Genomic DNA, 22,760 nt, shown 5'->3' with positions numbered 1-22,760 from the left:
CGTCTATAGTAACACATTTTTTGTGTTTTTTCAATATATTGTTCCTGATCTTTTAAAGCTTAGCAGTGTTGGGAGTGTCAGCTGTGTGATTAAGTGGGTGGCTTTGCCAACAATGAGCTTTTCTGGGATGGGTCCGAAAGTTCTTGAGTCTAAGCTGAAGTCTCGGTTATCACCAGAAATAAAGTAGTGGCCTTCAGGAACTTCAATTGAAATAATGTCGTCAAACTGCCTGTTGTCAAGTTGTATTTTATGTGTGACATTGCCAATTTTTTCATCGGCTGTTAATAACATGGGTTTATCATTGTTGACAGATGTATCAAATGATTTGTTGGTTTGCTCGTAGAGCTTTCCATTCACAAAATACTGTTTGTTCTTGTAAAGAACATGATCGCCGGGACCAGCAATGATACGCTTGATATAAAAGTCTTGAGGATTAATCGGTGAGTTCAATACAACAACATCCCCTGGTTTTGGTGTGTTAAAAGTGAATAAAGGGTTTTCAAGCGGAGGAATTTTAACCTGATAGGAGAGTTTATTGATCGCGATGACATCCCCTGCATACAGTGTTGGCTCCATGGATCCGGAAGGAATCGGAGAATAGTCGTAAGCAAAGGTTCTAATCGCCCATAGGACCAGTAAGAACAGCCAAACATCATGGCTTAGTTCAACCATCACGGAGTCTTTTGACGGGGATTTTCCTTTATGAGACATAAGGGAGGTAACTCCCTTCGTGATGAGGGTTGCGATAACAGCAATGGTAAGAAATGCGGCAACATTGAAGGCTTCTATAATAATGTAAGATGTGGCAATGATACTGGCATAGTTTAGGCGATATAGCCAGGCTGGCTGTTGCGGCAAAGGCTTCTTGATCTTGTGGTAGGCGTTGACACAAAGGGAAGAGCTTATAATTGCTAGAGCTATGATTATAAAGTTCATGTACAAATCCTGTGTATTTTTTACAGTATAATGAAAGGCTCTATAATAGTCAATTATCGTCCGTTCTAATAATGGCCAAGAACGCTTCTTGAGGAATGCTAACTTGGCCAATTTGTTTCATTCGTTTCTTCCCTGCTTTTTGTTTTTCAAGAAGTTTTTTCTTCCTGGAGATGTCGCCACCATAACATTTTGCAGTGACGTTTTTTCTCATGGCGCTGATAGACTCTCTTGCGATGATTTTGGCGCCAATAGATGCTTGGATGGCAATAGTAAACATTTGTTTGGGTATGAGCCCCTTAAGCTTCAATGCCAAAGCTCGTCCTAATTGGGGGGCACTATTTTGATGCACAATAGAAGCTAGGGCATCAACCGGGTCACCATTGAGCAAAATGTCGACTTTGACTAAGGGCGATACTTCGTATCGGACAAACTGGTAATCAAGGGAGGCAAAGCCTCTGGATAAAGATTTAACTTTGTCGAAAAAATCCATGATAATTTCATTCATTGGGATGTAGAATTGAATGGTGGCTTGTTTTCCAGCATAACTTAATGATTTTTGGATACCCCTTCGTTGAATGCATAAGGTAATTAAAGGGCCTATGTAATCAGGCGGGGTAATAATGGTGACATGAGCAATGGGTTCTTCTATATAGTCAATGAGGTTCTTTTCTGGGAGCTTGGAAGGACAGTCAACCATAATGGTGTTGCCTGCTTTCATTGTCACCTGGTAAATCACTGTTGGGGCAGTTGAGATGAGTTCAAGGCCATACTCTCTTTCTAAACGTTCTTGCACAATTTCCATGTGCAACATGCCCAAGAAACCACACCGATACCCATGCCCCAGTGCTTGTGAGTTCTCGGGTTCATAGAACAAAGATGCATCATTCAATTTAAGTTTGGCCAGTGAGTCTCTGAATAGTTGGTATTGTTCTGCAGAGAGCGGAAATAGTCCAGAATATACTTGGGGCTTCACTTGCTGAAAGCCACTAAGTTCTTTGGTTGTTGGGTTTTTGGTATGGGTGATTGTATCACCAACCGGTGCGCCATGAATGTCTTTGATTCCAGCAATGATATAGCCAACCTGTCCGCAGTCCAATACATTTTGGGGGGTTTGGTGTGGGCAGTATAAACCGATATTCTCTGCTGTGTAAGACTTGCCTGTAGACATCATGGTAATTCGATCATTCTTTTTTAATGTTCCATTGACAATTCTGACTAAAGATACGACGCCTAGGTAGTTATCAAACCACGAGTCAATGATTAGTGCTTCTAATGCTTGTTCAGTGTTACCAACAGGAGCTGGAACATTTTTGACGATATATTCCAGCAGGTCTTCTATGCCTATGCCATTTTTGGCACTGGTCTCAACGGTATCTGAGGTATCAAGCCCAATCATTTCATGGATTTCTTCTTTTACTTCATCAGGACGCGCTTGGGGTAAATCAATTTTATTTAAAACTGGAAATATCTCAAGTTCTTGCTCCAATGCCATAAAACACACAGCAACCGTTTGGGCTTCAACGCCTTGAGCTGCATCAACAACCAAAAGCGCTGCTTCACAAGCAGCCAATGATCTAGATACCTCATAGGCAAAGTCTACATGCCCTGGGGTGTCAATAAGGTTGAGGCGGTATGTTTTTCCGTCTTGTGCTTTGTAGTCCAAGGCAACGCTTTGTGCTTTGATGGTAATGCCTCTTTCCCGCTCAATGTCCATGTTGTCAAGAACTTGTTCTTGCATTTCTCTATCGGTAAGGCCTTTGCAGTGTTCGATCAGCCGGTCTGACAGGGTTGATTTACCGTGGTCAATATGAGCGATGATAGAAAAATTACGAATATGGTCCATGGAATACAATGTTTAGGCTTATCAAACTATAGCACAAGATAATACAATGTCTAGCTGAATCATCGGGCAATGGGGTGTAAAGGCATGCTAAGGGCTATTTCCAACAGCTTTAGACAAGTAAGGATCACTTGGCTGTGTAGGCTTTTTAACGTAGCCATCAATTTCTGCCATATAGTCGGGCATAAGCCCCATGTCTACTAAGGCGGTCATCTGAGGTGCATGAAAGTTGCAGCCAATGTAAGAAACGCTGTCGTTTGGCGCAAAAAACCAGTTCCAAAGATTGATGATTGATTCGTATATAGCCATATGTTTTTAATGTTTTTCTGCACTATATCATTTTCCTAGTAATAATCAACATCTTTCTTTGTAGACAGGGGGGGTTGTCATGGTCTATGATGATATTTGGCTATAAGGAGGTGGAGAATGTCGACGTTACAAGAATTAATGGCAAATCACAGCTTAGGCGCACTGTTTAAAGCGGTTGAACTGTGTAAGATCACTCAAGCCATTCAGAAATCAATTGATGCGGCAACGACAAGTTGCCAGGAATCAGAGGCACTTCAGTCGATTTTTGAACATCTGGATGATGGCGGCGAATTTCGGTTATCAGTGTTTTCACAAATAGCCCATTTTGGTGTGGCAGATAGCTTGCGACACCGGTCTTTTCTGTCTTATATTGTATCTAGCGAGAAATTGTGGCTCATTCCTCATAACCAACTGTTTGCAAGCCAAACAGATTTGGTTGCCCATATTCGCCAGTGGGCCGATCAGCCTTCAATTCTAGAGTGTGCCCCAATGGCAGTATTAAAGTTTTTAGCTATTGAGCCTAAAGGAGGGAGGAATATTTTATTGATGCTGGCAGCTAGCCGTTCTGGAAGAGCATTTTTAAATGAAGTGTTTATGCGAACTAACATAAGTCATGACTTTCTTTTAGTAGCAACATTGAGGCCTGATAAATATCAGCGTTCTATGTGGACGTTATTGGCATCATGCGATGTATCTTTGCTTAGGACCTTTCTAGACAACATATCTGATGCGCTTATGGTTAATCGTGCGGATAAGGTTGGAGCCATGTTGGTGCTTCCAGTGACTGGAATGGCGGGCCATATGTATGAGGGCGATACTGTATTTCGGCACTTATTGCTTGCAGGAAGTGAGGGTGCCATAAAGATTTGTGAATTTTTATTACTAAGGGTTAATGTTCTTTCGCATGAAATGGATGAATTGGCTAGGATACTGAGTACGGCTTGTGCCCCAGCCTATGGAAAATTATTGACTGATGTGATGGCTGAAAGACCTGGGCTGGGTGCTGCGGTGATGGCACATCACCCCCAGAGCGCAAAGTATATACTGACACTATACCCTAAAGAAAACCCGTATCTCTGGTTACATATGAATATGTTCAAAGGCCAAAAGGATGGGGGTGCGTCCTATTTTTCTATGTTATTAAGTCATCCAGAGACACTTGTTTTTATGCAAGATGCGTTAGAAAATAACCGGGAATTTTTCGTAGACCAAAAGTTTGAAGTGATGAAGGTTTTAGAGCAGCAAAAGAATGAGGAGCAAGATCCATTATTTTTTCAATTGAGTGAGCGAGATGATGGCCAAGGGTTTCTTCGAACATTTTTTAATAAAGACGGTATTTTATGTGAGCCTATGGCGGAGCGAATGTTGGCGCTTTTATGGAAAGAATCCAAAGCTGGGCAATCAGGTCTTTATCTACAAGCCATGCCTAGGATAGCGGGCAAAGAGGTTGAAACAGAGATAGCACAAAGCTTGTTGGTGTTATTGATTTGCAAGCATCCTTCAATTTTGTCAGCACATTTAGAGAAGGTGGCATATTGTTTGGCAAAAGTTGATGGCACAATGGGCACCAATGCGTTGGAGCTGCTTGGAAGTCATCATCAAGGGCGTATCTTTTTTGCCCGTTTGTTGCAGCAGTACCCGAGTATTTTTATACACATATTAACGAATGACTTTTCTAACTTTGCTTATTTGGCGAGCCCTAAGTATGATTTATTAGGTTACTTCAAAGCCATTCACGAAGACGGCGTCAAAGGGTACGCTCAAGTATTGGCTCAAGCGTTTTCTAAACAGATATTATACGGTCAGTATAAAGGGCGATCATTACTGTCAGTATGGTGCCAAAAAGAGGAAGGGCTAAAGGTTCTGGATTATTTGTTAGAAACACAGGGAGAATTTTTTGAGACAGAAAGGGCTCATTTTTCTATCGCGTTATTTGCAATTGAAGAAAGGGATAGGGCAGGATTTTCGGTTTTCTCATTACTCACAATGACGGGGCATGGGCGCTTGGTTGTCTCACGATTAATCTCTAAATATCATACGATATTTGAAAGGAGCCTAAAGGAAGCAATGGTGGCTTTGACGAGTCCATTTGACCAACAAGATACCAGAGGATATTCCGCCGTCATGATATTGGCTTCAGACGATCAAGGTAGCAGGATTTTGTATCAGTTTTTGGTCAAATATTCTCAAGCCTTAGAAAATTTCCATGCGATATTTTTGGAGCGGTTGTTTACTCCTGTAGTTATAGGAGGTACGCAAAAAACACCGTTTCAGCTGATGTTGTGGCATGAGGCTGGAGCACAAGTATTGTTCTATCTTTTTTTTCAACATAGGCAAGCAGTAGCCGGTTACCTAGATATTGTTGAAAAGCTGATTTTAGAGGATAAGCGCTTTACTTTTATAGATTCGCTATGCACCGTGTTTGAGGATGGTTGGTATGCAGGCCATTCTCTTTTGTTGGCATTGTTGCGATATGGTGGGCAAGAAGATGGGTTGTTTAAGCGGTTAATGCATAAAGGCTACAAAGGATTTTCTTCTTCTCCTAAATTCATTACAGCATTGTGTGCGGTTACACGAGGGATAGTGAATGCTGGAGAAAGTGCGATAGCACTTGTTCTAGAGTCTGATATCATGACCGAGTGGTTGTTTAATATTTGTTTGGCATCGAAGTGGGGTGCGATAGTAAAAGATAGATTAAGTACGTCATTTGACCTGCACCAAGATCGTGAAACGACGACGCCACTTGTTCTTGCGCGTAAGAGTGGACCAGAATGGAGTCAATGGGTTGAGAGCCGCTCTCTATCAGAGCGCCTAAGCATGGCTGTTGACAGCCTAGGAGAGTACTTGGAAATTGGAGGAACAAGTTATTAACTTACTTAAGCACAACGACAAACCTGGATAACTTACAGGTGATTATTTGAAAAGCTGCTAGCTTTGTTTGTGAGACTATGGGCCCAATACGAATCATTTCACCATCATTTGAAATATAAAAGAGTATGTTTTGTTTCTGGTATAATGCAACGGCGGATGGGTGGTACAGTTTGAGAGCAAGACACAAAGGCCATAGTTTCCAAGGCAGTAAGAGTATCATGAGGTAGTGATGGGGGTTGAGAACAAAGTATCTGAATGGAATGGTTTGCATAAATTAGCGATTGGCTCCAGGAGGAAGAAGCATCCGCTCTAGAGGGTTCTCCTGGTCTCTGTTATGAGGTCCATATAAAATCACTGAGTCACCGATCAGGGTCGGGGTGTTGTGCGAGGTAAATAAAGGGCTTTGGTCTCGAATAATACAGCCTGCATAGATTCCATCAGGGAGCTGTATCTCTTTTAATGTTTTGCCTTGAAAGGGATGGTTTTTTGCTATGAAGATTTCAGCCATTTGAAGATAGTTGTTTTTGGTGTAAAAATGACCAATACCATTTTTTTGTAGTAAGTTCCTGATGATTTCATCTGAGATAACTTGTGGCGCATTAATGGTATAATGTATAGGGCTTTGGTCAAAAATATGCCCATGTCTGACATTTGAGATCAAGGTATATACATGAGAGGCTTGACACTCATGGGCTTGGAAGGAGCAAATCAGGTTGTCTTCATCGTCATTGCTGCATGCAAAAACCAAGGCATTTTTTGCGTTACAGTTTATTAAAGTTTTGGGGGATTGTGGGTCTTCATTTAACACGGTAATATTGCCATACTGTCGGCTTAAATCTTGGCACGATGATGCTGATGCGTCAATAACGGTTATCGGGTGATTTTCAGATAACATTTTACATAAGTGGAAAGTGAGCGAGCTAATGCCAAGCAATATGATCGGCTTTTTTTGATGTATGAATTCTTGGGGGTGAAAATAATCTAGATGGTCGGGCGGAAGAATAACCAGTAGCTCATCATTCAATGATATTTTGATGTTACCACGGTATTTACACCATTGGTCATTTCTTCTAAGTCCTGAAAGTATGATGCCCTTTGGTAAATCAGTTTTCATCTCATCCAGCGTTTTTCCCATGTAAGAAAATTCATCTTCAACCTGAATGGTGGCAGCAACCAGGCGACTACTTAATGAGTGTATATGGCTATAGAGTGGGTAATGAATGAGGTATTTAATATCTTCAAAAATTGATTGGTTATTTGACAGGGGGGAGATGCTAGCGCCAGGCAAGTGAGTCATTGCATGTTGATAATGGCTGTGATTCAGAGTAGTGATATAGTTTAACTTAGGGTAGAGGCTGTGGTGCAATAAACAGGCTGTAAGATTTTGTTCATCTATGGATGTTGTCGCAATAAGGTGGTTGGCTTGCTCAATATTGGCTTCTTGTAATGATGCTGGGAAGGATGGATGAGCACAAATTGTGTTGATATCATATTCCAAGCTGATTTTTTTAAGATGATGTGCATTCTCATCAATTAAGATGATATCATAGCCATATCGGTTGAGTGTTGCAATGAGCTTTTCACTAATAGGGTTTGCTCCTAAGATGATTGTTGCGCCGTCCATTTTCTTCCTCCATGAGACCATTTTAGCAAGTAATATGTATTTGACAGGTTTTTTTTATGAAGGTTGCAATAATTGTTGAAACCCCCTATGCTGAATTGAACTGGAGCAGGATGCTATGTCAGAGATTGATTTAAAAAAACGTCGCTTATTGCAGTTGGCTGGAGTCTGGGGCGCTGCGGGAATCGTAGGAGGAGCGACCCCTTTCATTAGCTCTTTGACGCCCAATAGATCCGCACGTTTGCAGGGTATGCCAATTGAGGTTGATTTGTCCACGATGAAAGTGGGGGATCAAAGAACCATCATGTGGCGAGGTAAGCCTATCTGGGTGGTAAAAAGACCGGCAAGTGTTGTGTCTTCTTTAACGGGTTTGGATCGTTTGTTGAGTGATCCAGAGTCAAAAGTGGAGCAGCAGCCAAGTTATGCACAGAATCTTCATCGCTCTATTCGACCTGATTATTTGGTTTTGATTGGGATTTGTACGCATTTAGGCTGTTCTCCAACCTATCGACCGGAAAAAGGATCTATTGATCCAGAGTGGCCAGGAGGGTTTTTCTGCTCATGTCACGGGTCAAAGTTTGATATGGCTGGCCGAGTATTCTCTGGTGTTCCTGCCCCCACAAATTTAGAAGTTCCCCCTCATCATTTTTTGGATGATAATACGCTTGTAGTTGGTTCGGAGAGTTCGAGTGAGTGACTGGTTTAATCAACGTATGCCGGTATTTAAAGAGCTTTTTGATCATCTAAAAAATTACCAAGCACCAAAGAATTTAAACTTCTGGTATTTTTTTGGGTCATTGGCATTATTGATGGTTGCCAATCAGTTTATTACCGGCATATGGTTGTTGATGTATTACACCCCTGATGCGTCTTTGGCGATGTCATCTATTGAGCTGATGATGCGGGAGGTGAATTTTGGCTGGTTATTTAGATATTTGCATGCTGCAGGCGCTTCATTTGTATTTGTTGTAATATACTTACACATGTTTCGGGGGCTGCTATATGGGTCATACCAGTCTCCTAGGGAAATCTTGTGGTGGACGGGTTGTCTGATGCTGGTGATTTTTATGGCGGAAGCATATACGGGATATATTTTACCGTGGGGTCAAATGTCATACTGGGCAGCACGAGTTATCATGTCATTGTTTAAAGCCATACCCTTTGTGGGGGACTCGTTGGTATTGTTTATTCAAGGTGATTATGAAGTGTCAGAAGTCACGCTACATCGTTTCTTTGCTTTTCATGTTGTCCTGGTTCCTTTGATTATTTTAGCATTTGTGGGATTACATACGTTAGCGCTGCATGCTGTGGGGTCGAACAATCCAGATGGTGTTGAGATTAAAGATCATGTTGATGAAAAGGGAAAGCCTCTCGATGGGGTGGCATTTCATCCTTACTATACCGTAAAGGATGTGATGGGGGCCTGTATATTTTTATTCATCTTTTTGAGCGTGGTGTTTTTTGCGCCTCGAGGCTGGGGTTTGATATTAGAGCCTGAGAACTTTGAAGTGGCGAATTACATGGTGACACCTTTACACATTAAGCCATCGTGGTATTTGGCGCCATATTATGCCATTTTGCGTGCCATACCAAGTAAAGGCTTAGGTGCTTTGGCAATGCTTGGATCCATATTGGTTTTTGCGCTGCTGCCATTTTTAGACCGTTCGCCAGTCAAGTCTATGCGTTACAAAGGGCCCTTGTCGCGGATGGCATTAGGGGTTTTTGTCGTTGCCTTTATCGGTTTATTGTGTGTTGGGGGAATGGAGGTGAGCCCGTTGAGTATTAGCGCTGCAAGAATCTGTTCTGTACTATACTTTTCGTATTTCTTGCTCATGCCAATATACACCCATTATGACACACACAAACCAGCACCTGATCGTTTGACATGAGTAGATTTTTAATAGCAGCATTGGCAATTTTTTCTTGGAGCGTCGTGTCTGACGCCCCACAGTACTTATTTGATAAAGAGAGTCAAATAGCAGCCGGCGCACAAGCTTTTGCTCAAACCTGTTATAGTTGTCATAGTATGAAGTATATGCGAACCGATGCTGTGAGTTTGTCTGGGGGAATTCAGCCTGATCAAGCGCCACAATGGACAGAAGATAGCTGGAATGGCCATCCACCGCCGGACTTGTCGCTCATTACTGCAGCCAAAGGTGTTGACTACGTCTATAGCTATCTTATGGGCTACTATGTTGATGAAACGCATCCAAGTGGGTTTGAAAACATTGTCATGCCAGGCACCCAAATGCCGAATCCTTTTGCTGCCATGCAAGGTGAGCAAGAGCTGGTATTGACAGATCCAGAGGTCAGGCTGTTTCAGGCTCTAAAATTAAAGAATCGAGGTGCTAAATCTCCTCAGGAATTTGAGGATTATGTGTCGTCTATTGCTGTCTATCTTGAGTATGCCAGTGATCCCAGTCAAGCATATAGAGAGCATATCGGGTACTATGTTCTGGGTTTTCTTGCGGTGATGATTGTTATCATGATTGCTCTTGATCTTGCTTATTGGAAGGATATCCATGGTGATCATCAATGACCTACTATTATCCGTATCATCCGGATGCTGATCAAAGCAATGTTTATAAATCCGAAAGGCCAATTGGTGCTTTAACCTATCGTTATGCGGGAACTGATGCTGATCAAGCACTGCGTTGCTTCAACCAGTGGTTTGCAAGCTTTGGTCTCGTTGCATTGAATTGGGTCTCAGGACCGTTTCAGCCTAAGGGACAAAAGTATATTGTTCGAGATAAAGCTCAAGATTATGTGCTGTATTTTCATGAGTCAATACCCTCTGTGCGGTATCATATTGATGGCGGTTACTGGGATTATAGTACAGAGGCTCAGGCGTCGAGTTATCTGGTCGCTTCAGAAAAAAATACGATATTGGCGCTGAGTCAAATTTTGAGAGGGCTGGGTTCAGAGCAGTCATTGGCGATACAGTCGTTGGAAATACAGCAAGGAAATGCGAATCTTCCAAATAAGGGCGTTGTCTATCCCTTTTTATGCCAAGTACAGAACACGCTTCATGTGATTCATGATCCAGATGGCCGGCATGGAGCTCTTGACGTTTTAAAGGATCTTGTGACGATTGATGCGCCAAAAGAGATTTTTCGGCCACAAGCATTCTTTGATCAGCAGTTTATATCATTAAATAAAGGATTATTCGTTAGGGCTTATCAGGAAATGTTACAGATTGATGGTGTTTATAGAAAGCGAAAGATTACTTATGATGTCTCGGATCATACGGTTGTTTTGAGAGCACAACAGTATGGTTTTGGTCCAGTTGTGTATCGAAGCATAAAATCTTGTCGTATTGTTCCAGTTAGAGCAAAAATTAAGCAATGTTTTTTTCCAACGCAACAATATGTTTTTCGTCTCAATCATGAATATGTTGTGGCAATATTTGAACAAAAAAAATCATTGGTAGCGATAAAAGAGGGAGACGCATTTATTGATGATCAATGGCTAGCAGTTTTGCTGTATGCGGAAGTTATGCCGCAAATACTGTCAGAGTCAAAGGTCTATTATCAAACAGAGTATCAGATAACGTGGCCCAAAAAAGAGGAGCATGCTATAAGTTATGTGGGGCATCATGTTATCTGTTCTGAGTCTTCACGAGCACAGGCAGACTTATCTCAGGTGAGATATACGCGTGAGCCTGTGCAGTCAGAGTCACCTGAGCTGGATCTTGCCTTTCATGAGTCGCTGTATCAGAAAAACCTAAATCAGCAATTAAAGCCTCGATGGCATTTGAATCATCATGAAAAGATTCTGGGCTGTATCGTATTGGCTGTGATGTTTGTTGTGTGGTTGATTTTAGAGATTGTCGCTGCTGCCAAAAAATGGCGAGTGGGGGCAGGGCTCTTCCAAGGCGTCCGTGTTTGGCACTTGGGCTTATCTTTTGGTTTTATGTGTGTGGTGCTCTCTGTTATTCTGTGGAAAGCATATAACTTTTGGAAGTCGATTCCTCGCCAATCTCTAAAGCAGTGGCCCTCGGTTAAATTTGACGGGAGGAGCTCGGTATATAGGGTGCCTATGACGCCTGAGGATATTCAGGCAAGGGAGTCAATTGTTCTCGATCCAATACCTGAAAGGGTAGTTAGAGAGCTAGAGTTTAATGCATTAGGTATTTTGGGCTATTAATTAGAAGAGGAAAAGTATGTTGATGTCTATTGGTTTGATTATTTGGCTGTTGGTGTCTTTAGTGACCATGGGGACGGTCTGTTTTATTGTTGCAATGTTGTATTGGGCTTTTCCTAATGCGTTTTTACATAAAGTCATGTGGCTCCTATACACGTCATGGGTCATGATGTTGCAGTGGTGGGTGAAACGCTTGGTGCCAATTGAAGAAATATTTGATAATAGTATGCCAAAAAATCGTCATTATGTGGTGATTGCAAACCACTATAGCTGGTTGGATATATTGGTTCTTTACGCAACAGTCTTTTCTCCAGAACGGGCGTTTGTCTTTGTGATGAAGCGAAGCTTGATTCGAATTCCTATGATTGGATTGGTGTGCTGGGGGCTGGGGCATCCTTTGTTATATCGTGGCCGTTCAAGGAGAAAGAATCTAAAGGTTTTAAAAGAAGCGGTTCAAAAAGCAAAAGACTATGGGTACGGTATGCTCATTTTTCCTGAAGGAACCCGTTATACAAAAGTAGAGAAGGTATCGGACTATCGGAATTTACTGAATCCCAAAACAGTGGGCTTTGAATATATTATTAAACAGTTTGAGTCGGATGTTCCTGTAGTTGATGTAACGTTAGATTATGCCAAAGGGACGCATGGTATTTGGGACTTTTTGATGGGTAGGATTGGCCCTACAAAAGTCTACGCCAGTGTATCCTCTGTAGCAGTAGATCATGCAAAAGAATTTATTTTAGCTAAATGGCAGCAGAAGGATGCGCTTTTAGATCAATAGGGATTTCTTCGGTCAGATACTGGTCTATTTCTTCAACCACCTGCGGTGTTAAGGCGTTAGCTTGGGCTTTGATAGTAATATAGGTGCTTAGTAGGTCATAACAGGCATTGGAATACTCTTGTGTTGCTGTTTCAGATTGGGTGATGGCTTTCATGAGCTCGAGCTCTGAGGCTTCATCTTCCTGGCGTTTTTCAAGTAACGCATCCAGTGACGCTTTTGAACTTTGTAGTGCAGACAAGCTGGCGAGTACTTTGAGTTTGGCATTTTGATGCTGGCGGTAGCTACTTTCCATTTCATGTTTGGTATTATACACCTCATTACTAAGGGCGCTTTCAGCAGATAAATAATTAAGCCTTTCTTGTTTCGTGGTATAAAAATCTTTCATGCCAGAAAAGAGGTTAAAGGACATTTGAATTGAAGCGCTGGTGCTGCGGTCTTCTTGTGGCAGTATGCCATTTTTTAAGCTATTAATGTTTTGTGATGCTGAAACATTGAGCGTCACTTTGGGCTGTAGCCGTGCATATGCTGCATTCATTTGTTGCTTCATTTGTTGCGTCTTGATTTGGGAGATTCGAAGCGCTGTATTGTTGTTTAAAGCATCTGAAACCAGTTGAGGCACATCCAGTGGCGCAAAGTTTGGTGTAAAGTTATCTGGGAGGCGATTTAAGACGGTGATAGGAGCGTTGATCTTATTCTCTAGGAGTGTCACAGTGCGGTCAAGGTTGTTTTTTGCTACAGTAACAGCAAGTATACCCAAGTCTAAATATGATTTACTTTGCAATGTATCAACATGGGTTTTCATGCCGGCTTGTTCGAGTGCCAGGGTTTCTTTAAATGCGTGCTCATTTTGTTTTAAAGCAGTTTGCTTGGCTTGATACGCAGTTACGGCTTTTAGAACGTCAAAGTAGCTATTAATAAGGCTTAATGTGTGGTTTGTTTTATAAGACGCTTCTTCTAAATGGGCAATATTTTTTTTTAATCGACCGGCAACAAGTGCCTGGAGACCTACCGGGTTGTAGAGGGGGATTTCAGAAGAAACAGTCATGGCTCCAGAGGCTTCCGTTGAGCTTTTGCTCGCATTTAATGACAAATTTAAGTTTGGTAATAGTGCATGAGCTGCACTTTTCTCGCTAAGCTGCGCAGCTTGGTATGCTTGAATTTTGCTATGGTATTCTGGATCATCTTTCTGAGAAAGGGCAATAATGTTTACAAGGCTTAAGGCATGAATGTTAACAGATAGAATCATATAGGTGAGTATTGAGGCAATGCGCATAGCTATCTCATCGTTGCGTATCAATAATGGACCATAATTTAATGAAGCCTGCAAGTGAAACCTTTAGCATCATTGACCTTGGCCATAATATGTGTAATTATCATTTAAATTAATGGAGTCTAGATGATGAATAGGAAATTGATTCTCCTCGTTGTAATACTTTTAACTCACTCGTCATTTGCATTGAGTTATATGTTGCCGATTAGTGCGAAGATTACGAATAATTCGGCACAGCCAGTTGGCTTGTATTGTCAAGCAACCAAGCCAGCCCCTGAATGCTATGGGGAGGGTTGTATATTGGCGTCTTGGCCAGATAGGAACATCCAGCCAAATGAGACAAAAAATGTTGAGTTGTGGATTTTTAGAGACGACAAAGCAACATTGTTATTGTCGGTTATTGGGCCTTTACAAGAGACCTCTAATAAAGCGGATGAGTATACCGTTGCACAGTTCCAAAATAACAATGGACTGTATTATGGGGACTTAACATTCACCATGAATCGTTCATTTGGGGGAATTGATGCTATGCACAGGGGGAATTTTCAGTATAATATAGGGAAGGAAGGGGGCAAATATGTCCTGAGTTTGGTTATTAAATAATGTTATATTTACATGGAGGTAGTGATGGCAATGTTAAACCCTTATGACTTGGTCGGTGTTTCTTTTTGGTTAGCAACAGCAGCAATGATGGCAACGACAGTGTTTTTGTTTGTTGAACGTCAAAGCGTTGCGCCGCATTGGCAGTTGTCAGTAACGGTTGCAGGGCTTGTGACCTTAATTGCGTTTTTTCATTATCTTTATATGAGAGACGTTTGGGTTGCAACTCAAAGTACTCCGATTGTTTATCGGTATGTTGATTGGTTTTTGACAGTCCCCCTACAATTTGTAGAGTTTTACTTTATTCTTGCTGCGGTATCCCGAGTATCAGCAGGCTTTTTTTGGAAACTGCTATTGGCATCTATCGTGATGTTGGGTAGTGGCTATGTGGGCGAGGCAGGTATGTATGATGCCACTTGGTCATTTGTAGTTGGTATGCTAGCTTGGTTTTATATTTTATACCTTATTTGGTTTGGAGAGGGGGTTAAGGCTCAGAAGAGCTCGGGGAACAGTGCCGCATCGTTTGCCTATGCTGCCATTCGCTTGATTGTTACCTTTGGTTGGGCAATTTATCCCCTAGGCTATGCTTTTGGTGTGCTCTCTCCGTCGATTGATCAGAATAGTTTAAACGTTATTTATAATTTTGCAGACATTGTGAATAAAATTGCCTTTGGATTATTTGTTTGGTCTGCTGCATATAGAGATACAGGTGTTGCATCACATCATGTTTCGTAAGCAAAGAGGGGTGCGTATTTGAACGTACCCCATATCTAAGTATTGTCCTTGTAAAACAGGGATCTTTCGGTATACTTATCCCATAGTTAAGTGGTAGTTACCTATGAGCAATCAATATACAGCACAGTCCATTGAGGTTTTAGAGGGCTTGGATCCGGTGAAGAAGCGGCCAGGTATGTATACAAAAACTGAAAGTCCGTTCCATACGGCCTGTGAGCTGATTGATAATTCTGCAGACGAGGCTATGAATGACCATGCAGATTTGATTATGGTTACCATGCATGCAGATGGCTCAATATCATGTGAGGATAATGGGCGTGGAATGCCTGTAGATATGCACCCTGAGCACGGTGTGACGGGGATTGAGTTGATTTTAACTCGATTGCACGCAGGTGCTAAATTCTCGAACAAAGAATATGCGTTCTCTGGCGGCCTGCATGGTGTCGGGGTGTCGGTAGTAAATGCTTTGGCAAAACGATTGGATGTTGAGGTGAAGCAAGGGGGTAAGCGCTATAGCATAGGGTTTTCTGGAGGTGTTGTTGTATCGCCATTGCAGGAAGTTGGTTCTGTGCGCAATAGAGATACCGGGACGAAAGTTAGGTATTTACCAGATCCCATCTATTTTGATGATGCGGCATTTCAGGCTGCTGAGTTGGCAAAGCTGCTGCAGTCAAAGGCCATATTGTGCCCAGGTTTGAAGACATGCTTATCGAATGAGGTAACAGGGGAAAAAGAGTCCTGGCGTTATGAAACGGGTATAAAAACCTATTTACTAGATATGGTCGGCTCAGACAGCATTTTGCCAGCGACGTTAATTGCGGGTGAGCAAAGCTCGGATATGATGGTAGAGTGGGCGCTTACCTGGGAGACCGAGCCAGGAGTGACTGCATTACAAGAAAGTTTTGTGAACGTGATTCGAACGCCTCAGGGGGGGACCCATGAGAATGGTTTTCGCTCAGGTGTTCTTGAGGCGGTTAGAGATTTTTGTGCATTACATCAGTTGTTGCCCCGAGGGATTAAATTAAAGCTTGAGGATGTTTGTAGTCACAGTCATTTTGTATTGTCTCTTAAGATGCCAGACCCGCAGTTTGTAGGGCAAACAAAAGAGCGCTTGAGTTCAAGGACTGCAAGTCATTTTGTTATGACCCAGGTACGAGACGCAATGAGTCTTTGGTTAAATCAGCATGTGGATGATGCTAAAATACTGGTAGAAAGCTTTGTGGCAAAAGCCCAGATTCGTTTAAGAAAGGCGAAAAAAGTGACGCGAGCAAAGCCCCATCAGGCAATTGCGCTTCCGGGGAAGTTGGTGGATTGTATTGAAGAAGATCTGGCGTATTCAGAGTTGTTTCTGGTGGAGGGAGACTCTGCTGGCGGTTCTGCGAGACAGGCGCGAGATAAAAAAACACAAGCGGTCATGCCCTTGAGAGGAAAGGTGTTAAATACCTGGGAAGTATCCTCTGATCAGGTTCTGGCATCGCAATCTGTTCATGATATTGCTGTTGCAATTGGTGTTGACCCTGGAAGTGAGGACTTGGCATCTTTACGTTATGGAAAGGTGTGTATTCTAGCAGATGCAGACTCAGATGGAGCGCATATTGCTTCTTTGCTATGTGCACTTTTTGTGAAGCATTTCCCCGCGCTTGTTCGGAGTGGCCGAGTGTTTGTTGCAATGCCGCCATTGTATCGAATTGAGGCGGGAAGAAAGGTTTTATACGCATTGGATGAATCCGAAAAAGAAGCACATATTAAAGAATTTGAAAGTCAAGGTTTTAAAAACATTAGTGTGATCCGATTTAAGGGGTTGGGTGAGATGAGTGCTAAGCAGTTGCGTGAAACAGCCATGAGCCATGATACGCGTAGGATGGTTCAGCTATTGATGGAAGACGAGTCAGAGTCGGTGGAAAAAATGGACTTGTTGCTGGCTAAAAAACGCGCAAAAGACCGCAAGCAGTGGCTGGAAGCGTGAAAGGCAATAAAGGACTTGCATTGCTAGTGATAATGGGTTAAATTTTAAGCAATCTTGGTGTATCTAAGATCTGGTTCTGGTGAACACCAGGCACTCTAACTAACTTATGTGAAGCTAAATGAAAACTGAGAATACACAGATGTCGGAATGGCGTAAGTCGTTATTTCCAATTTATAATCATGAATTAAAAAAATTCATACCATTCGCATTATTAATTTTTATCACTGTGTTTAACTTTACGCAGTTAAGAAATATTAAAGATAGTGTGGTTTTAACGGCGCCAGGATCTGGTGGTGAAGTGATCAGCTACTTGAAAACATTCATGGTGATGCCTGCTGTTATTATTATGGGTACGCTTTATGTTCGTCTCCGTAAATCACTGTCGTTTGAAAAAACGTACGTGTCTATTGTTACCTTCTTTTTGGTGTTCTTCAGCATTTGGAACTTCTTCTTGTTCCCTAATGCAGAGCTATTGCACTGGGATGTTGCTAAAGTAGAAGCTTTGCAGTTAGCATATCCTAGAATCCAAGCGATTTTCCCGGTTCTTGGAGCGTGGACATACTCATTGTATTATGTCATGGCAGAGATGTGGGGAACTTATGCACTGTCTGTATTGTTTTGGCAGTTTGCTAACCAGAACGTAGGGACTGAAGAAGCGAAGCGTTTTTATCCACCGTTTTTGTTTGTGAATGCTTTTGCAACAGTGCTGGTTGGTTTGTCTATGAAGGCTGTTGGGGGAATTTTTGAAACCAATATATTGGTTATCTTAAGTGGTATTTGCATGCTATTTATCTTCAAATACATCAATAGTGAGGTTCTAACCGATCCACGTTTTGCAAAGGTTGATAAAAAGAAAAAGAAAGCAAAGATCAAGTTGTCTTTTTGGCAGAGTATTAAGCATTTGACATCATCACCATATATTGGGTTCTTATCAGTCATGATCCTTGCCTATGGATTTTCTATTAACATGTTAGAGGTTTACTGGAAAGGTAACGCGAAGTTAATGTATCCAGTCAAAGAAGACTTTCATGCAATGATGTCTAATTATTCACTATACACTGGTTTGCTTGGTATGGTTCTGGCATTTGTTGGTCGATGGATTTTAAGCCGATTTGGTTGGTTCGTGTGTGCTATCATCACACCTTTGGTTATTGTGACTGCTTGTGCGATTTATTTCTCYRCAGCGCTGTTCCCAGAAGCTTTACAGCCAGCGTTGCTTGGTCTTGTAGGCTTGGCTGATCCGATGTTGTTTTTCTTCTCGTTTGGAATGGTCGGTGTTATCACGAGTAAGAGTACCAAGTATTCTTTCTTTGACCCAACAAAAGAGATGGCGTATATCCCTCTTGATCCGGACTTGAGAATGACGGGTAAAGCAGCGGCTGATGGTGTTGGCGGCCGTTTGGGTAAAGCGGGTGCTGGTTGGGTTCAAATGTTCCTGTTTGCATTCACTGCCGGTAAATTACCTGAGATTATGCCTTACGTATCCGTATTGTTGCTGGTACTGTCAGGGCTTTGGATCTATGCTGTATACCGTTTGTCGGCAATGTATCATGAAGCTGTTGCTGCCGATGAGGCAAAAAGACAAGCGGAAATGCTTGAAGAAACAGCTTAATTGCTTGATTTTTGTGAAAAGGGGGGCATTGCCCCTCTTTTTTTTCTGTCAAAATAAAAAAACGAATTATAAGAAGAGTATTGAACGGAGAAAATATCATGGAAGCAGTAAAGAGTAGTGGTTATAGAGATGGATTAAGAGGCTTATCGCCATTAGGGCATGAGGCAGGAGAGGTAGGCCCTAACTATGCTTTGTTGTATAATATCATTGCATTGCAGACGGTTCCTGAGGTAAGTATGCTGTTGCCGTTAATGATGATGGCTGGTTATAGTTATAGGTTTGGCGAAACGTTTTTAGAATCTGTTGGTATGCCCGCAGCTATGCAGCAAAAACAGCTGGAGTCGATGCAAAAATCTTATAGGTCTTCAGATAGTCTGTCAGAGAGAAAGGCTATGAAGGCTCCTAAGCCAGAACAGGACTTAAAGGGTCAGCCGCAACATAACCGTGTTCCAGGAAAGCATTAATCTTTGAGATATATATCATAGCGAATGTTCCTTTTTCCGTTAATTGATTGATGGGGTTTGGGGAGTGACTCGATGGCCGGTTCTTGCTGGTGTTGTTTGACAACAAGCCTTGATTTTGCTGCATTATACGCAGTTACCCACAGGTTAAAAGCTGGTGTTGGTGTGGTTAATGATTGAATAATTTGCATACCAATTTTGGGTTTGGCGCTCCGCTTTATTTGGAACATGGGGTCTAGGTAGACAATATCGAAACTTGAAGCTGACATCAGTTTTTGTGAAGCTCCAAAGTAAGAGGTCCACATAAGATGGCTTTCTGCACAATAGTTTTTGATGGCTTGATCAAGTAGGGTGAAAATAACGGGGTTTGATTCACAGGTAGTGACTTGGTGGCCATGGTGAGCCATGATGAAGCTGTCTTTACCGAAACCGCCACAAGCATCTAAAACGGTAGATTTCTTCTTGCCCAAAGCTTTAAGTAAGGGGTGGGGTGTTTGTAGCAATTGCTGAAAACTATTCTCTTGGTAGTTGAGTTTGAATTCACTGTTTTTGAATAAAATGCGGTGACCATTATCCGATAAGATAATTTCTAAGGGTTCAGCGCTCTGAATGCTACTAGGGCATAAGATATCATGATTAAAGCTATTTAGGTCTTTTATGGTAACGGTGATCATAGGAAGTGGTCAGTTAAAGTGGTTAGAAAGAATATTAATAGATAGACATTGGAGATTTTGAATGCTTGCATGCAGACTCTTGGATCACTAGAGAGATACGTGCGATACATAGCCGTTAAAAACCATAGATTCGTTGTATTGATGGCAATTAAGTAAAATGTTGATTGAAAAGTAAGGAGATAGGGTAGCTGTGTGGCCAGAGTGAGTAATAGGCTGTAAGCCATAATATGAATCTGTGTGCAACGGACCCCATGTGTGATGGGTAGCATGGGTATTGTTGAATTGCGGTAATCGTCAATACGTGCTAGTGATAATGACCAGAAGTGGCTGGGAGTCCAGATAAAAATGATAAGCACTAATAGAATAGGGTGAGGGTGAAGGCTGTTGGTTAAGGCTGTCCAACCCAGTAGTGGTGGCATGGCGCCAAAGATACCCCCAATAACAATATTTTGGCTGGTATTAGGCTTGAGGATTTTTGTATAAATAAACCCATATCCAATGGTAGCAAATAATGTGAGAGCGAGTGTTAAAGGGTTGGTGAAAAGATAAAGACAAAGCATGCCAAAAATAAGACATGCAGTTGAAATAAAGCAGGCTTGTTCAATGCTGATTCTTTTAGAGGCAAGGGGTCTATTTTTTGTTCTTAGCATGTTTTTGTCAATATGATGTTCTAGTATCTGGTTGATGGCGCCACCTGCACAGGATAAGAAGCATATGCCCAGTAAACCAAATAAAATATTGGGCAGTCTCCAATACTGGTCAGGAGTAAGCATCATGCCTACAAATGCTGTAATAAGCATCAGTGTTACAACGCGCCATTTACAAAGAACGGCTACGTTGTGGAGTGATTGTTTGAAAGCGAGTGTGTTAGCCATATCCAAGATAACAATAAGAGAAGTCCGCCGATGTTATGTGCCAATGCAATTGGAATCGGGATAAGATACAAAATGTTTAAAATGCCAAGAAGAACTTGTGCAGATAAAATCGATAAGACAAGCAAGGCTGTTTTTAATTTAATGGCATTGCTATAGTATGCCATATAAAGAAACGTTATGATTCCAAAGCTTGTTATAACAGCGAAGTAGCGATGGGTCATGTGAATGGTCACTCGTGAGATATTGTCTAAGATGCCAAATTCATAATTGTCACCAAAGGGGAGGAAAATATTAAAGGCGGTTGAAAATGACATCTCAGGTAGTAAGCTGCCTTGGCAAAAAGGAAAGTCTGGGCAAATAATAGAAGAGTAATTGGCGCTGGTCCAAGCACCAAAAAACACTTGGGTTAAGATGACACCCAGTATTAAGAATGCCCATTTGTCAAATGGCGTGGATTCTCTTTTGTTGCCAAGAAGAAGCCATAGAAGTATTGTCGATATTGAAAATCCACCAAATAAATGGAGAAGGACAACCACCGGGTGCAGTTTTAAGGTGACAGTCCATAGCCCAAGTGTTGCTTGAAAGGCGATTAAAACAGCAAGAAATGAAGCTGCAACGCGGTGTTTTTTGTGAGCAATATGGTATGCGGCTATGCTTACGCAAAGAAGACCAAAGAAACCAGCCAGATAGCGGTGGACCATTTCAGGCAATGCTTTTTCAGTAACCACGGGGCGTGCTAGAGGAAATGATGCTTCAGCCTCTTGAATTTCTGCTTCAGATGTCGGCATAAACGCATATCCATAGCATCCTGGCCAATCTGGGCAGCCCAAGCCAGCATCTTTGAGTCTGGTATAAGCGCCAAGAAGGATAACCACGAGAGACAATAGAAGCGTTACGGATAAAATTCGATCCCTGCTCATATCAACGCTTTTCCATAGGCTTGAGCAGCCGCTTGAGGTCCTGGATCAAATCAGATATCTGGGACCGTTGGTATTTTAACGTTAATATTTGCTGAGGGTCAGCAAGGTAAATGAGATTGGTAGATATATGGTCTTGACCATAAAGGGTGAGTTGATCCGATGAGAGGGTATGAAGTTGTGCCATTTGAGATTTGGTGTTTAAAGTTGATAGCCCAGCCTTCATAAGACTGTGTTCTGGGCATTGGTTTTCACAGGGTAGGATGATGTGCCAATAGTATTGATCTTTTTGTGGTGGTGTTAACATGATTTCTGTAAGGGTCGTTTCATTCTCAAGCCATGTACCTTGGTTTTGAAGCTTCCCGGTATAGTGAGAAAGGTTCAGCACGAGTGCCATGAACGCAGGTAGCGTAAACAGTGTAGCAATCAGGTATAGTTTGTAATGATTCGTCTTCATCGTTTCATATGTCTTTACGTAAAATATAGTAGCATAGAATTAAGGTTATTACAAAAAATTGCCCGGCGTAATTGATGTGTTTGAGAACATCGTCTATCGAGTGTTGAGCGAGCGAAAAGTCCTGGGCGTCGTCTAGTACAATAATATACGGCTCGATGGGCTTTTCCAGGGCCAGGCTAAAGCATTCAAGGTCAAGCTGTGCAACCGTCATGGGGAAGTGGTGTGTAGATTCTTGGGAAGATAGGCGGAAGGGTGGTTTGGTTAAATAGAAAATCGTGCCATGGATTTCTGAAGGTAATGTGATATCAAGTTGGGACTGATATCCAAAGCTGACAATAACAGTCTTATCTGATGCTTGAAAGGGTTGCCAAATTTGCCAACCAGGTTGATGTTTTKGGTTGCTTCTGGGTTGAATGAAGGCTTTATTTTCAATGAATTTACCTTTTAGACGGATGGTGTTTAGATGGTCGGCTTTAGAGATAGTAGAGAGGCTTGAAAGCTCCGTTGGTATGTGCTGAGCGAGTTGCCACTTATACAGGGCACGATTTATTTGCCAGACTGTTAATGCCAAGCCTAAGAATAAAACAACCATGATAATGTATTTATTGTGGCGTTTTGTGTTCATGGCTCCCGTTATGTTTGATAAAAAGTACTTTATCATGTTTTAACTGTGATAACTATAGGTGGATATC

Annotated in this window: 22 protein-coding genes; 11 read left to right on the top strand and 11 right to left on the bottom strand. The window is 41.9% G+C overall.

Annotated features, from left to right (window positions below; genetic code table 11):
* Positions 1-30: 30 nt before the first annotated feature.
* From lepB to MKS91_RS02355, 3 genes are all read right to left on the bottom strand, one after another.
* Positions 31-936 (bottom strand): signal peptidase I, encoded by a 906-nt coding sequence (lepB, locus tag MKS91_RS02365; protein ID WP_258569239.1) that lies wholly within the window; start codon positions 934-936, stop codon positions 31-33.
* Between the two features lie 49 nt (positions 937-985).
* On the bottom strand, positions 986-2,779 hold the full coding sequence (gene lepA / locus MKS91_RS02360; RefSeq protein ID WP_258569238.1) for a translation elongation factor 4: 1,794 nt from the start codon (positions 2,777-2,779) through the stop codon (positions 986-988).
* An 87-nt stretch (positions 2,780-2,866) separates the two neighbouring features.
* On the bottom strand, positions 2,867-3,085 hold the full coding sequence (locus tag MKS91_RS02355; RefSeq protein ID WP_258569237.1) for a hypothetical protein: 219 nt from the start codon (positions 3,083-3,085) through the stop codon (positions 2,867-2,869).
* Between the two features lie 117 nt (positions 3,086-3,202).
* Between MKS91_RS02355 and MKS91_RS02350 the strand changes: the two genes are divergently transcribed.
* Entirely contained in the window at positions 3,203-5,956 is a 2,754-nt protein-coding gene (locus MKS91_RS02350) for a hypothetical protein (RefSeq protein ID WP_258569236.1), read from the top strand.
* Position 5,957: 1 nt separating this feature from the next.
* Here MKS91_RS02350 and MKS91_RS02345 read toward each other — a convergent pair whose 3' ends face one another.
* Together MKS91_RS02345 and MKS91_RS02340 are read right to left on the bottom strand one after the other, a co-directional pair.
* The gene (locus tag MKS91_RS02345; RefSeq protein ID WP_258569235.1) at positions 5,958-6,227 is read right to left on the bottom strand and encodes a hypothetical protein; all 270 of its coding nucleotides are present in this window, start codon (positions 6,225-6,227) and stop codon (positions 5,958-5,960) included.
* A gap of 3 nt (positions 6,228-6,230) precedes the next feature.
* Positions 6,231-7,580, bottom strand: a complete 1,350-nt coding sequence (locus tag MKS91_RS02340; protein ID WP_258569234.1) for an NAD-binding protein — start codon at positions 7,578-7,580, stop codon at positions 6,231-6,233.
* Between the two features lie 115 nt (positions 7,581-7,695).
* On the opposite strand from MKS91_RS02340, the gene petA reads away from it, so the two are divergent.
* Genes petA through MKS91_RS02315 form a run of 5 tightly spaced genes read left to right on the top strand, consistent with a single transcriptional unit; the run spans position 7,696 to position 12,501 of the window.
* On the top strand, positions 7,696-8,274 hold the full coding sequence (gene petA, locus MKS91_RS02335) for a ubiquinol-cytochrome c reductase iron-sulfur subunit (RefSeq protein ID WP_258569233.1): 579 nt from the start codon (positions 7,696-7,698) through the stop codon (positions 8,272-8,274).
* 16 nt (positions 8,275-8,290) lie between these two features.
* A complete protein-coding gene (locus MKS91_RS02330; RefSeq protein ID WP_258569781.1) occupies positions 8,291-9,466 on the top strand; it encodes a cytochrome b in 1,176 nt (391 codons plus the stop codon).
* A complete protein-coding gene (locus MKS91_RS02325) occupies positions 9,463-10,116 on the top strand; it encodes a cytochrome c1 (protein WP_258569232.1) in 654 nt (217 codons plus the stop codon). The genes MKS91_RS02330 and MKS91_RS02325 overlap by 4 nt, the downstream gene beginning before the upstream one ends.
* Entirely contained in the window at positions 10,113-11,723 is a 1,611-nt protein-coding gene (locus tag MKS91_RS02320; protein ID WP_258569231.1) for a hypothetical protein, read from the top strand. Before MKS91_RS02325 ends, MKS91_RS02320 begins: the two co-directional genes overlap by 4 nt.
* A 16-nt stretch (positions 11,724-11,739) precedes the next feature.
* The gene (locus MKS91_RS02315; RefSeq protein WP_258569230.1) at positions 11,740-12,501 is read left to right on the top strand and encodes a 1-acyl-sn-glycerol-3-phosphate acyltransferase; all 762 of its coding nucleotides are present in this window, start codon (positions 11,740-11,742) and stop codon (positions 12,499-12,501) included.
* Here the strand turns inward: MKS91_RS02315 and MKS91_RS02310 are convergent.
* The gene (locus tag MKS91_RS02310; protein ID WP_258569229.1) at positions 12,464-13,774 is read right to left on the bottom strand and encodes a TolC family protein; all 1,311 of its coding nucleotides are present in this window, start codon (positions 13,772-13,774) and stop codon (positions 12,464-12,466) included. The two genes, MKS91_RS02315 and MKS91_RS02310, sit on opposite strands and share 38 nt — an antisense overlap.
* 123 nt (positions 13,775-13,897) lie before the next feature.
* On the opposite strand from MKS91_RS02310, the gene MKS91_RS02305 reads away from it, so the two are divergent.
* From MKS91_RS02305 to MKS91_RS02285, 5 genes are all read left to right on the top strand, one after another.
* On the top strand, positions 13,898-14,374 hold the full coding sequence (locus tag MKS91_RS02305; RefSeq protein WP_258569228.1) for a hypothetical protein: 477 nt from the start codon (positions 13,898-13,900) through the stop codon (positions 14,372-14,374).
* A gap of 24 nt (positions 14,375-14,398) precedes the next feature.
* On the top strand, positions 14,399-15,106 hold the full coding sequence (locus MKS91_RS02300; protein WP_258569227.1) for a bacteriorhodopsin-like: 708 nt from the start codon (positions 14,399-14,401) through the stop codon (positions 15,104-15,106).
* Between the two features lie 103 nt (positions 15,107-15,209).
* Positions 15,210-17,072 carry a DNA topoisomerase IV subunit B gene (parE, locus tag MKS91_RS02295; protein ID WP_258569226.1) on the top strand — a complete coding sequence of 621 codons (1,863 nt, stop codon included), beginning with the start codon at positions 15,210-15,212 and terminating at the stop codon, positions 17,070-17,072.
* A 118-nt stretch (positions 17,073-17,190) separates the two neighbouring features.
* Positions 17,191-18,684 carry an NTP/NDP exchange transporter gene (locus MKS91_RS02290; protein ID WP_258569225.1) on the top strand — a complete coding sequence of 498 codons (1,494 nt, stop codon included), beginning with the start codon at positions 17,191-17,193 and terminating at the stop codon, positions 18,682-18,684.
* A 98-nt stretch (positions 18,685-18,782) separates the two neighbouring features.
* The gene (locus MKS91_RS02285) at positions 18,783-19,148 is read left to right on the top strand and encodes a hypothetical protein (protein WP_258569224.1); all 366 of its coding nucleotides are present in this window, start codon (positions 18,783-18,785) and stop codon (positions 19,146-19,148) included.
* Here the strand turns inward: MKS91_RS02285 and MKS91_RS02280 are convergent.
* Genes MKS91_RS02280 through MKS91_RS02260 form a run of 5 tightly spaced genes read right to left on the bottom strand, consistent with a single transcriptional unit; the run spans position 19,145 to position 22,693 of the window.
* Positions 19,145-19,819: a class I SAM-dependent methyltransferase gene (locus MKS91_RS02280; RefSeq protein ID WP_258569223.1), complete on the bottom strand. Its 675-nt coding sequence runs from the start codon at positions 19,817-19,819 to the stop codon at positions 19,145-19,147. The genes MKS91_RS02285 and MKS91_RS02280 overlap by 4 nt on opposite strands.
* The gene (gene cyoE, locus MKS91_RS02275; protein WP_258569222.1) at positions 19,816-20,694 is read right to left on the bottom strand and encodes a heme o synthase; all 879 of its coding nucleotides are present in this window, start codon (positions 20,692-20,694) and stop codon (positions 19,816-19,818) included. The genes MKS91_RS02280 and cyoE overlap by 4 nt, the downstream gene beginning before the upstream one ends.
* Positions 20,652-21,614: a COX15/CtaA family protein gene (locus tag MKS91_RS02270; protein WP_258569221.1), complete on the bottom strand. Its 963-nt coding sequence runs from the start codon at positions 21,612-21,614 to the stop codon at positions 20,652-20,654. The genes cyoE and MKS91_RS02270 overlap by 43 nt, the downstream gene beginning before the upstream one ends.
* Before the next feature lies 1 nt (position 21,615).
* On the bottom strand, positions 21,616-22,068 hold the full coding sequence (locus MKS91_RS02265) for a hypothetical protein (RefSeq protein WP_258569220.1): 453 nt from the start codon (positions 22,066-22,068) through the stop codon (positions 21,616-21,618).
* A 4-nt stretch (positions 22,069-22,072) separates the two neighbouring features.
* Positions 22,073-22,693, bottom strand: a complete 621-nt coding sequence (locus MKS91_RS02260) for an SURF1 family cytochrome oxidase biogenesis protein (protein ID WP_258569219.1) — start codon at positions 22,691-22,693, stop codon at positions 22,073-22,075.
* Between the last annotated feature and the right edge of the window lie 67 nt (positions 22,694-22,760).

The organism is Candidatus Synchoanobacter obligatus (assembly GCF_024259865.1).
GTDB classification, from domain to species: domain Bacteria; phylum Pseudomonadota; class Gammaproteobacteria; order Comchoanobacterales; family Comchoanobacteraceae; genus Synchoanobacter; species Synchoanobacter obligatus.
Note: the sequence above shows the minus strand (reverse complement) of the source record. Positions and strands in the feature narration are given on the sequence as shown.

Excerpts from the sequence above, each read along its gene's own strand:
- MKS91_RS02310 (WP_258569229.1), bottom strand. The coding sequence starts at position 13,774 with ATGCGCATTGCCTCAATACTCACCTATATGATTCTATCTGTTAACATT.
- parE (WP_258569226.1), top strand. The coding sequence starts at position 15,210 with ATGAGCAATCAATATACAGCACAGTCCATTGAGGTTTTAGAGGGCTTG.
- MKS91_RS02285 (WP_258569224.1), top strand. The coding sequence starts at position 18,783 with ATGGAAGCAGTAAAGAGTAGTGGTTATAGAGATGGATTAAGAGGCTTA.
- petA (WP_258569233.1), top strand. The coding sequence starts at position 7,696 with ATGTCAGAGATTGATTTAAAAAAACGTCGCTTATTGCAGTTGGCTGGA.
- cyoE (WP_258569222.1), bottom strand. The coding sequence starts at position 20,694 with ATGGCTAACACACTCGCTTTCAAACAATCACTCCACAACGTAGCCGTT.
- MKS91_RS02300 (WP_258569227.1), top strand. The coding sequence starts at position 14,399 with ATGGCAATGTTAAACCCTTATGACTTGGTCGGTGTTTCTTTTTGGTTA.
- MKS91_RS02265 (WP_258569220.1), bottom strand. The coding sequence starts at position 22,068 with ATGAAGACGAATCATTACAAACTATACCTGATTGCTACACTGTTTACG.
- MKS91_RS02305 (WP_258569228.1), top strand. The coding sequence starts at position 13,898 with ATGATGAATAGGAAATTGATTCTCCTCGTTGTAATACTTTTAACTCAC.
- MKS91_RS02345 (WP_258569235.1), bottom strand. The coding sequence starts at position 6,227 with ATGCAAACCATTCCATTCAGATACTTTGTTCTCAACCCCCATCACTAC.
- MKS91_RS02340 (WP_258569234.1), bottom strand. The coding sequence starts at position 7,580 with ATGGACGGCGCAACAATCATCTTAGGAGCAAACCCTATTAGTGAAAAG.
- MKS91_RS02270 (WP_258569221.1), bottom strand. The coding sequence starts at position 21,614 with ATGAGCAGGGATCGAATTTTATCCGTAACGCTTCTATTGTCTCTCGTG.
- MKS91_RS02325 (WP_258569232.1), top strand. The coding sequence starts at position 9,463 with ATGAGTAGATTTTTAATAGCAGCATTGGCAATTTTTTCTTGGAGCGTC.
- MKS91_RS02315 (WP_258569230.1), top strand. The coding sequence starts at position 11,740 with ATGTTGATGTCTATTGGTTTGATTATTTGGCTGTTGGTGTCTTTAGTG.
- MKS91_RS02355 (WP_258569237.1), bottom strand. The coding sequence starts at position 3,085 with ATGGCTATATACGAATCAATCATCAATCTTTGGAACTGGTTTTTTGCG.
- MKS91_RS02280 (WP_258569223.1), bottom strand. The coding sequence starts at position 19,819 with ATGATCACCGTTACCATAAAAGACCTAAATAGCTTTAATCATGATATC.
- lepA (WP_258569238.1), bottom strand. The coding sequence starts at position 2,779 with ATGGACCATATTCGTAATTTTTCTATCATCGCTCATATTGACCACGGT.
- MKS91_RS02350 (WP_258569236.1), top strand. The coding sequence starts at position 3,203 with ATGTCGACGTTACAAGAATTAATGGCAAATCACAGCTTAGGCGCACTG.
- lepB (WP_258569239.1), bottom strand. The coding sequence starts at position 936 with ATGAACTTTATAATCATAGCTCTAGCAATTATAAGCTCTTCCCTTTGT.
- MKS91_RS02320 (WP_258569231.1), top strand. The coding sequence starts at position 10,113 with ATGACCTACTATTATCCGTATCATCCGGATGCTGATCAAAGCAATGTT.
- MKS91_RS02330 (WP_258569781.1), top strand. The coding sequence starts at position 8,291 with ATGCCGGTATTTAAAGAGCTTTTTGATCATCTAAAAAATTACCAAGCA.